We start from the raw sequence: 10,493 nt of genomic DNA on the forward strand, positions 1-10,493 counted from the left end.
AGTGAGCGGACAGGCCGTCTGCCGGCCCCGTTGCGGGGCCGGCAGACGGGCGCGGGTGATCAGACGGCGGCCCAGCCGGGCCGTTCGTCGATGCGTACGACGGCGCAGGTGATGGACACCCCGCCGCCGTGGGCGACGATCAGGACGTGGTCGCCGGGGCCGACCTGTCCGGTCTCCACCAGGTGTGTCAGACCCACGATCTGGTCGTTGACCGTCATGTGGCCGAGGTTGCGGCCGAAGTCGAGCAGGCCCTGCTCGGGGGAGAGTCCCATCGGGTCGAGGATGACCTTCAGGTAGCTCTCCTGGCCGGTGAAGACGTGGCAGACGCGGGTGACGTCGCCCGGTTCCAGGCCGGCCTCGGCCAGGGTGCGGAGCGCTATCTCCGTGCGCAATTCGCCCTGGCGGCGCACGACCTCGGCGACGGTCTCCTCCAGTCCGCCGGCGGCGGCCAGACGCTCCTTGAAGTCCATGCCGCGGCCGACCGTCAGCGACGGCGGGAAGAGCGGCTCGGTCCCGCGGTACTGCTCCTCCACCTCGGCGGTGGAGCCGGTGTTGATGGACAGCAGGCTCGCGAAACCCTCGGACTTCGACAGCAGGACCGCGCTGCCTCCGTCACCGAGGACACCGTTCTGAATGCCGAAGGCCCACCGGTTGAAGTTGGGGGTACCGACGTTGTCGGCGCCGGTGAGCAGAGCGGCGTTGCGTTCGGGCACGGCCTTGAGGTAGCAGGCGGCCAGCTCCAGTGAGCCGATCAGGCCGCTGCAGGCCTGCCAGACACGGAAGGAGGGCACGTCGCGGTCGGTCAGGTGCCGCAGGATGTAATGCTGCGGCGACCAGCCCTCGGGGCCCTGCTCGTGGCCGCAGGCGTGGACGTGGAAGTCGATGTCGTGCGGGTGCAGCCCGGAGCGGTCCATGGCCTGCCGGGCAGCGGCGATCGCCATGTCCGGAGCGGGCATATCACCGGCGACCGCGGCGCCGGTCCAGCCGTAGAACTCGTACTCGTCGGCGTCGTACAGGCCCAGCGCGACGGCTTTGCGGGCGTCGACGATCTCGGGGATGTACGTGCCCAGTCCGGCGATGCGAATGTCGGTGGTCTTCATGAAGTCGGTCCTCGTCACTCGCTCGGTCAGGCCGAGGCGTCTGCGGAGTTCAGTTCGGCGGCCAGGGCCTGTGCGACGGTGGTGATGGTGCCGTCCTTGAGGAGCTGGACCATGGGCAGCTTGACCTGGTAGCGGCGTTCGATGCGGTTGCGCAGTTCGACGGCCATGAGGGAGTCCATGCCGAGCCGGTTGAGCGGCCGGTTGGTGTTGACCCGTTCCGGGCGCAGTCCCATCACCACGGCGACCTCCTGTTTGAGGAAGTCCAGCAGCTCACCGCCGGGCGCCGCCTGCACAGGGGCGGAAGTCTGCGGTGCGCCAGCAGTGGGGGCGGACGGTGCGGCGGCTGGAGCGGCTGCTTCGGGGGCCGGTGCGGCCGGTGCGGCGGCAGTTTCCGCGGGCGTGTCGCCCGTCGCCGGCGGCGCGGTGTCCGCCGGGCCGTCTGCGGAGTTCAGTTCGGCGGCCAGGGCCTGTGCGACGGTGGTGATGGTGCCGTCCTTGAGGAGCTGGACCATGGGCAGCTTGACCTGGTAGCGGCGTTCGATGCGGTTGCGCAGTTCGACGGCCATGAGGGAGTCCATGCCGAGCCGGTTGAGCGGCCGGTTGGTGTTGACCCGCTCGGGGCGCAGTCCCATCACCACGGCGACCTCCTGTTTGAGGAAGTCCAGCAGCTCACCGCCGGGCGCCGCCTGTGTGGAAACCGGGGTCTGCGGTGCGGGCCGGGCTGTGGTCACAGGTTCGGGGACGGTGGCAGGGGCAACCGGCGCCGGAACTGGCGCGGGCGTGGCCGGGCTTGGCACGGCGGGCTCGGTGATCTGAGCCGGGGCGACAGGTTCGACGTCCCGCTCCTTATGGGCCGGTGCATGCTGCCTGGGCCGGTCGCCGTTGATCAGGTGCTGCAGCAGCGGAGCTGTCGCGGCGCCCGGGTAGGCGCGGGCCCAGGCGGGCCAGTCGGCCGGCAGTACCGCGGTGTGCACCCGGCCTTCGGCCAGGATCCTGCCCAGCAGCGTCAGTCCGTCGGCCGGGCTGAAGGAGCTCATGCCCTGCGGCAGCAGCGTGCGCTCTTCCTGCTGCTCCTTGCGGGCCACCATGCCGACGCTGTCCCAGAATCCCCAGTTGACGACGGTGGCAGGCAGTCCCTGGGCATGCCGGTGGTGTGCCAGCGCGTCGAGGAAGGCGTTGCCGGCCGCGTATCCGCCCAGCATGGGGGAGCTGAGCAGGGCGGAGCCGGAGGAGAACAGGACGAACGCCTCCACCGATTCCTCGCGCAGCAGCCGGTGCAGGTTCCATGCACCGGCGACCTTGGCCGCCAGCACTCGGTCCATCTCTGCGCCGCTCATGTCGCTCAGCGGGGTGTAATCGATGACCCCGGCCGCGTGGAAGACACCGCGAACCGGCGGCCGGCCCGCGCGGCGCCGGGACTCGAGCATGGCCCGCATGGCCTGGGTGTCGGCCACATCCACGGCCTGATACGTCACGTGCACGCCGCGCTCGCGCAGCTGCCTGAGCACGGCGACGGCGGCGGCCTGCGGGTGGTCCTCGTCCAGCGCCGCGTCATTCTCCGGCAGCACGCTGCGGCCGGTGAGCAGCAGGTGCCGGGCTCCCTGGTCGGCCAGCCACAGTGCCAGCCGGCCACCGATGCCGCCCGCACCGCCGGTGATCAGGTAGGTGCCGTCGGCGTGCACCGTCACAGCCCGGCCGCGCGGACCGGTCGCCGCGGTGGGCGGCTGGCCGAACGACAATACGATCTTGCCGGTGTGGCGGGCCTGGGCCATCAGGCGGAAAGCTTCCGCGGCCTTCTCAGCCGGGTACACCGTGTGCGGCAGAGCCTCCAAAGCGCCCTTGTCGACCAGGGCGGCGGCGGCCCGCAGCACCCTTCCGGCGCGTGCGGGAGCGTGCTGGATCATGTGCACGACGTCGATGGCGTGGAAGGACAGGTTGCGGGAAAAGGCACCCAGCGGCAGCGAGTTGTTGTCGAGGATGTCGCGCTTGCTGAGCTCCAGATAGTGCCCGTACGGGGCCATCAGCGACAGATTCGCTTCGATGGCTTCACCGGCCAGGGTGTTGCAGATGACGTCGAAGCCCTCCTCGCCGACGGCCGGTTTGAAGGCATCGGCGAAGGCGAGACTGCGGGAGTCGGCCACCTGCTCGACACCGAGCTCGGTCAGCAGCTCACGCTTGGCGTCACTGCCGGCGGTGGCGAAAACACGGGCTCCCTTCCAGCGGGCGACGTTCAGCGCGGCCCGGCCGGTGCCGCCGGTGGCGGTGTGGATGAGGATCTTCTGGCCGCGCTCCAGGCGGGCCATGTCGTTCAGCGCGTGGTAGGCGGTGAGGTAGGCGGCGGGCAGCGTCGCGGCCTCGGCCGCGGTCAGCCTGGCCGGCTTGGGCGCGGTGAGGCAGGCGCGGGTGACGACTTCGGAGGCCAGCGAGCCTTCGGCGAAGGCAATGACCTCCTCGCCCACCGCGACGTCGGCGACGGCGCGGCCGATCTCACTGACCGTGCCGGCGCACTCCCAGCCCATGACCGGCGGCTTGTCGTCCTGCCCGGGGTACATGCCCAGGCTCAGCAGCACATCGCGGTAGTTGACGCCGGCGTGGCTGACCTGGATACGGACCTCGTCAGCGGCGAGGGCACGCGAGGGGGTCGCGGTCAGCTGCAGGTCGTCGATGACGCCGGGCGAGGGCAGCGACAGGGTCTGCGGCAAGCGGGTGGCGACCGACGGGCGCAGACGGGCTGTCAGGCGCCTTCCGTCGCGCAGCGCCATCTGGTCCTCTGCGTCTGCGTGCTGCAGCAGCTCCGCCAAGGCGGAGACGCTGGCCGCGGACCGGTCGAGGTCGACCATGCGCGGGGACAGCGCGGGGGTCTCGGCCGCCAGCGTGCGGCCCAGTCCCCACGACACGGCCTGAAGGGGGTGGCGTACCCGTTCCGCCGTACCGGTGGCCTGGGCGAGCTGGGTGACCAGCCACAGCGGCGGCTCGTCGAGCGGTTCCTTCTCCAGGGCCCGTGCCAGGTACAGGACGCTGTGCGCGGCCAGCAGCTGGGCGCGGCGGATCTCGGTGGGCGTGGCGTCCAGGCCGACCTGGGCGTCCAGTGCCCACAGGTGGATGATGCCGCGGCAGGCGCCGTAGCGGGCGACATCGCCCAGGACCTCTCGGAAGTGTTCTTCCTGCGTGGGGTCGATGCGGTAGCGGTCGCCGCCTCCGGCAAGGCGGCCCGCGCCGGCGGTGACGGCCACCACGCGCTGCCCGCGGCCGGTCAGCTCCCGCACCAGGGCTCGCCCGGTCGAGCCGCTGTCGGTCAGCACCAGCCAGAAACCGTCCGGATCGGTGGTGGCCGTGACGGGAGCGGGCAGGGGGGCCTCGTCCCAGGTGAGAGTGTGCAGCCAGGTGCCGAGGTCACTGCCTGCGGCGGAGGCCGGCGTGTCGGTCGTACGGGGTGGCGTCACGGCGTCCTCGGTGAGGGGGTTGAGCAGGGCGGGGGCGTGACCGGCCAGGTACTGCAGGCGCAGGCCGCGCATCTGGGCGATCAGGCGGCCGTCGTCGGCGCGGATGTCGATGTCGGCGACGAAGGAGTCCTCGCGCGGGGACGGCAGCAGCCTGGCGTGGCTGAACAGCGAGGCGGGCGGCTGCTGGTAGAAGCGGACCTCGTCGATGCCGCCGAGGACGAAGACGCCTTCCTCGTCGGGAGCTGTCAGCGGGCGGGCCGCGGCCATCGCGTGGCCGCTGGCGTCCAGGAGCGCCGGATGGAAGTGGTGGAGGGCAAGGCCGTCCACGAGCGCGGCCGGGCAGGTCAGCTGGGCAAGGACTTCGCCGTCCGTGCGCCACAGCTCGGTGATGCCTTGGAAGGTGCCGTTCCACTGGTTTCCGCGGGCTGCGTTCCACGGGTAGAAGTCGCCGGCGGTCTGGTGCTGCGGCAGGCGGGCGCGGATCGACTGGAGCGGCTCGTCGGATCGTGGAGCGCCGCCGGGCAGGGCACGGGCGGTGGCTTCGGTGTGCAGGATCCAGTCACTGGTGTCGGCGTCCTGGCTGTGGATACGGCAGTGCAGTGAACCGTCCGGACGTGGGGCGAGGGTGACCTGGACCTCGGGTGCGGGCCCGTCCTCGTCCAGGAAGAGGGCGCGGTGGTAGTGCACGTCGCTCACCGACAGCGCTGCGGAGCCCAGTTCGGTGCGGGCGGCAGCGGCGATCAATTCCAGATGGGCGGTGCCGGGCAGGATGATCGTGTCCTGGATGCAGTGGTCACGTAGGTAGGGGTTGTCGGCCAGACGCAGAGGGCCCTGCCAGATACGGGTGCTGCCCTCGCCGCGGACCGACCGGCCCAGCAGCGGATGCGCGGGCCTGCGGGGCGGTTCGGATTCGGCGGTCGCCGCAGCGGCGGGCGCTGCAGGGGCGGGGGTAGGGCTGATCCAGTGGCGGGTGCGCTGCCACGGGTAGGACGGCAGGGGCACGTAGCGGCCTCCTGCGGTCAGTGTGCCGAGGTCGAGGCCGGCGCCGGCCGTGTGCAGGGCCGCGGCCGAGGTGAGCAGGGCGCTGCGTTCGTCGGAGTGGCGGCGCAGGCTGCCGACCGCGGTGGTGTCCGCGCCGGTGGCCATGCGGCTGGTCTCGCGGATACCGGACACGAGCAGCGGGTGGGGGCTGACTTCGACGAAGGCGGTGTCGCCGAGGTCGAGCTGGGCGCGGACCGCGCCGACGAAGTCGACCGGCTGGCGGATGTTGCGCACCCAGTAGTCGGCGTCCATTGCGGAGCCGTCGATCACTTCGTTGAGCAGGGTGGAGTGGAGCGGGATGCGGCCCGCTCGCGGGGTGAGGTGGGACAGCTCGGTGAGCAGGTCCTCGCGCAGGGCGTCCATCTGCGGGCAGTGCGAGGCGAAGTCGACGTTGACCCGGCGGTTGTCGACGCCGCGGGCGTCGAGGGCGGCCAGCACCTGGGTGAGGGCGTCGCCGTCGCCGGACAGCAGGGTGGAGGTGGGGCTGTTGATGGCAGCCACCGCCACCGTGTCCTCGTGACCGGCCAGTGCTGCTGCGGCCTCGTCGGCGGGCAGGGCGACCCAGGCCATGGTGCCGCGTCCGGAGAGGCGTTTGGCCAGCCGGCTGCGGCGGCAGATGACCGCTGCGGCATCGGAGAGCGACAGCGCGCCGGAGATGTAGGCGGCGGCGGACTCGCCCATGCTGTGTCCGATGACCACGTCCGGTTCGATGCCCCAGGAGCGCCACAGTTCGGCCAGGGCGATCTCCATGGCCCACAGGGTGGGCTGGATGACGTCGAGTTGCTTGAGCCGCTCCTCGTCGGCAGAGCGCAGCAGTTCGATGACCGACCAGCCGGTCTCGGTCTTGATGGCGTCGTCGCAGGCCTGCATGGCCTGGCGGAAGACCGGTTCGGTCTCGAGGAGTTCGCGGCCCATGCCCGGCCACTGTGAGCCCTGGCCGGGGAAGACGAACGCGATCCTCGGCGCCGCGTCGGGGTCGGTGTAGTCGCTGAAGGACAGGCCGGGTTCGTTCTCTCCGTCGGCGAAGCCCCGCAAGGCGGCAGCGGCCTCGGCGTGGCTGTCGACGGGCAACGCGAGCCGGGCGTCGTGAGTGGTGCGGCGCAGCGCCGAGGAGTGGGCGATGTCGCGCAGGGAGTGCTGGGCGCCGGGGCCGTCGAGGTGGTCGGCCATGGCGAGGGCGGTGTCGGTGAGGGCTTCGGGGGTGAGGGCGGACAGCACCAGCAGCTCGCTGCGGGCGGCCGGCGTCTGCGCCTCCGGTGCGGGAGCGGCCGGTTCGGGGGCGGCTTCGAGGACGAGGTGGGCGTTGGTGCCGGAGAAGCCGAAGCTGGAGACCCCGGCGATGGCGGGCCGGTCCTGCTGGGGCATCGGTGTGGTCTGGGTGGGAACGGTCAGCGGCAGGTTGTCCCAGTCGACGGCCGGGTTGGGGTTGTTCAGATGCAGGTTCGCAGGGACCGTCTTGTTCTCCAGACACAGCACGGCCTTGATGAGTCCGGCGATACCGGCGGCCGCTTCGGCGTGGCCGATGTTGGTCTTCACCGAGCCGACCAGGCAGCGCCGGTCGGGCGGGCGGTGCCCGACGATGTCGGCCAGGGCCTGCAGTTCGACCGGGTCGCCGACGCTGGTGCCGGTGCCGTGGGCCTCGATGTAGTCGATGTCGGCCGGGTTCACGCCCGCGTTGGCGTAGGCGCGGCGCAGTACGTCGCGCTGGCCCTCGACGGCGGGGGTGACCAGGTAGCCGCTGCTCTGGCCGTCGTTGCCGACGGCGGAGCCGCGGATGACGGCCCGGATGCGGTCGCCGTCGGCCAGGGCGGCCGACAGCGGCTTGAGGATCACCGCACCGATGCCGTCGCTGCGTACGAAGCCGTCACCGGAGGCGTCGGCGAATTTGCAGCGGCCGTCGGAGGCGAGCATGCCGGCGCCGGAGTAGACGACGCCCTCCTCCGGCAACAGGACGAGGTTGACGCCGCCGGCGATCGCCAGGGGGCACTCGCCGAGCCGGATCGCCTGCACGGCGTTGTGGACGGCCACGAGCGCGGAGGAGCAGGCGGTGTCGACGGTGAAGCTGGGGCCGCGCAGGTCGAAGGCGTAGGACAGGCGGCCGGAGGTGATGGCGCGGGCGGCGGCACCGGTCATGGCGTACAGGTCGAGCTGATCGCGGTCGTCGTACTGCATGTGCCAGTAGTCACCGCCGAGTTGGCCGATGAAGACGCCCGTGTCGGTGCCGGCGATGCGAGGGAGGGGCTGGCCCGCGTCCTCGAGGGCTTCGTAGGCGACTTCCAGCAACAACCGCTGCTGGGGGTCCATGCGGTCGGCCTCGCGGGGGGAGATGCCGAAGAACTCCGCGTCGAAGGCGTCGATGTCGCGGAGCAGGCCGCCCCACCGGCTCACCGTGCGGCCGGGTGTGCGGGGCGTGGGGTCGTAGACGGCGTCTATGTCGTAGCGCTCGGGCGGGATGTCCGTGATGGCGTCGCGGCCCTGGAGCAGCATGTCCCAGAGCTGTTCAGGGCTGGTGGCGTCGGCGAACCGTCCGGCCATGCCGATGATGGCGATCGGTTCACTGGCGGTCTCAGCCGCGCGGGTGGAGTCGTGAGGCATGGATGTCCTTCCGGGCATGGCGAAGCCGTTCACTGGTGAAGCAGCACGGAAGGAGCTGCGGCATGGGCGCGGCGGACCGGCAGCAAGGCCGGCCCGGTGGCGGGCGCACACGCCGAGGACAGACACGGGAGTGAGGTGGGAAAGAGCCGGCTCCGCTGGCTGAGCGGTCATGTGCGGGGCGAGCGCACTGACCGTTCACGGGCCGGGTGCGGCTATCGGCACAGCCGCTGTTCCCCGAATGTCGTCGTGGCACTGGGCGGGTGATCCCTGTGCCGCTACCCCCGTTGTTTCGACATGTATCGAGATTGACCCGACGTGCGGCGTCCGCGCAACGCGGCGCAGAGTGACGCTCGTCACAACCCGCGAGGGTGTGGCCCCTGGTTGACATTCATCGAAGTAGGGGCAAGGCTGGGACCTTGATTCGTTGTTTATCTATATAGGCGGTCGTGATGCGCTCGCTCCCGCGTCGCCGTCCAAGCCGCCGCGACAGGAGCCGATCCTGATGAGTGATCCCGTCGGCCCCGCCGGTGCCGAGCAGACCAGCCCCTGCTGTGCCGCGATCGCCGAATTACGGCAGCGGGCAGAGCAGCGCACCGCGCAGCGCATGCAGGCGGACGGCGGCGAGGACCTCGCTGTGTCCTCGCCCGATCCCGCGCGAGATGCCTGACTGCCGCCCCGCCCTTCGTGAAAGGACACCGCACCGTGGTTGACCTCAGCCCCGAACGCCTTCCTGTCGCCGTGATCGGAGCCGGCCCCGTGGGCCTGGCTGCCGCAGCGCACCTGGCCGAACGCAGCGTCCCCTTCGTCGTCGTGGAAGCCGGCGACGCCGCGGCCACAGCCGTTCGAGCCTGGTCGCACATCCAGCTGTTCAGTCCCTGGGAGTTCAACACCGACCCCGCCGCCCGCCGCCTGCTCGCGGCCGCCGGATGGGACGAGCCCGACGCCTCCGCTCTGCCCACCGGCGCAGACCTCGTCAAGCAGTACCTCCAGCCGCTGGCCGAACTGCCCGCGCTGGCCCCCCACATCCGCTACGGCGCCGAGGTCACCGCCATCAGCCGTCTGGGCATCGACCGCCTGCGTACCGCCGGCCGGGAATCGGCCCCCTTCGTCCTGCGCCTGGCCGACGGCGAGGAACTGCTCGCCCGCGCCGTCATCGACGCCTCCGGCGCCTGGCGCCAGCCCAACCACGTCGGAGCCAACGGCCTGCCCGCCCACGGGGAGCAGGAGGCCGCCGCCTGGATCAACCACGGCCTGCCCGACGTCTTCGGAGCCGACCGCGACCAGCACGCCGGCCGCCACACCGTCGTCGTCGGCGCCGGCCACTCGGCGGCCAACACCCTGCTCGCCCTGGCCGAACTGGCCGACACCGCGCCGGGCACCACCATCACCTGGGCCATCCGCGGCGCCGACCCGGCCGCATCCTTCGGCGGCGGCAGCGACGACGAGCTGCCCGCCCGCGGCGCCATCGGCTCCGGCCTGAAGATGCTCGTGGACACCGGCCGCGTCACCCTCGCCGCCAACTTCCGCACCCACGCCGTCCGCCCCCTGGGCGACGACCCCGCCCACGACCAGGTCGAACTCATCTCCCGAGGCCCGGACGGCACCGAGCAGGTCCTCACCGTCGACCGGATCGTCGCGGCCACCGGCTTCCGGCCCGACTACCGCATCGCCGACGAGCTCCGCCTGGAACTCGACCCGATCATGTCCGCGCCCCGCGCCCTCGCCCCGCTCATCGACCCCAACCAGCACTCCTGCGGCACCGTCACCCCGCACGGCTACCGCGAACTCGCCCATCCCGAACCGGGCTACTACGCCGTCGGCATGAAGAGCTACGGCCGCGCCCCGACCTTCCTCGTGCTCACCGGCTACGAGCAGGTCCGCTCGATTGCCGCCGCTCTCGCCGGCGACATGGAAGCCGCCCAGTCGGTCGAACTGCAACTCCCCGAGACCGGGGTCTGCTCGGCGACCGCCGGCGGAGAGGCACTCGCCCTGCGTCTGGGCCTGACCGAGGACCAGCACGAGCAGCTCCTCCACGCCACGGCCAAGTACCTGGGCACCTCAGCCACCGCCTCGGACGCCGTGCTGGCCGCCGCCACGGAACTCGGCATCGACCACACTGCCGCCCTGCAGCTCGCCGCCTACGCCGCGGAGATGTTCGACCGGCCCGGCGCACCCGGCTGCTGAGTATCGACGACGCGGTTGCCTCTCCCGGCCCGGGAGAGGCAACCGCGGCGTCCACGGATCGGGGTGAGGAGGTGGGGTGCACCGTTTGGGGCGCCCCCGGCGCCCGGGGGCGCCCCCCCCCGAGGGGGGA

At 71.8% G+C, this 10,493-nt stretch carries 4 protein-coding genes; 2 read left to right on the plus strand and 2 right to left on the minus strand.

The features are described from left to right. Positions 1-59: 59 nt before the first annotated feature. Positions 60-1,100, minus strand: coding sequence for a ketoacyl-ACP synthase III family protein (locus ACGF8A_RS26305; RefSeq protein WP_393112248.1), 1,041 nt, complete (start codon positions 1,098-1,100; stop codon positions 60-62). A gap of 26 nt (positions 1,101-1,126) precedes the next feature. Continuing rightward, complete coding sequence (locus ACGF8A_RS26310) at positions 1,127-8,179, minus strand: SDR family NAD(P)-dependent oxidoreductase (protein WP_393112250.1); 7,053 nt, start codon at positions 8,177-8,179, stop codon at positions 1,127-1,129. A gap of 502 nt (positions 8,180-8,681) precedes the next feature. On the opposite strand from ACGF8A_RS26310, the gene ACGF8A_RS26315 reads away from it, so the two are divergent. Next, positions 8,682-8,846, plus strand: a complete 165-nt coding sequence (locus ACGF8A_RS26315) for a hypothetical protein (RefSeq protein ID WP_393112252.1) — start codon at positions 8,682-8,684, stop codon at positions 8,844-8,846. Between the two features lie 35 nt (positions 8,847-8,881). Continuing rightward, a complete protein-coding gene (locus tag ACGF8A_RS26320) occupies positions 8,882-10,363 on the plus strand; it encodes an NAD(P)-binding domain-containing protein (protein ID WP_393112253.1) in 1,482 nt (493 codons plus the stop codon). Positions 10,364-10,493 lie beyond the last annotated feature (130 nt).

This window comes from Streptomyces sp. NPDC047706 (assembly GCF_043204795.1).
Lineage (GTDB): Bacteria > Actinomycetota > Actinomycetes > Streptomycetales > Streptomycetaceae > Streptomyces.

Excerpts from the sequence above, each read along its gene's own strand:
- ACGF8A_RS26305 (WP_393112248.1), bottom strand. The coding sequence starts at position 1,100 with ATGAAGACCACCGACATTCGCATCGCCGGACTGGGCACGTACATCCCC.
- ACGF8A_RS26310 (WP_393112250.1), bottom strand. The coding sequence starts at position 8,179 with ATGCCTCACGACTCCACCCGCGCGGCTGAGACCGCCAGTGAACCGATC.
- ACGF8A_RS26315 (WP_393112252.1), top strand. The coding sequence starts at position 8,682 with ATGAGTGATCCCGTCGGCCCCGCCGGTGCCGAGCAGACCAGCCCCTGC.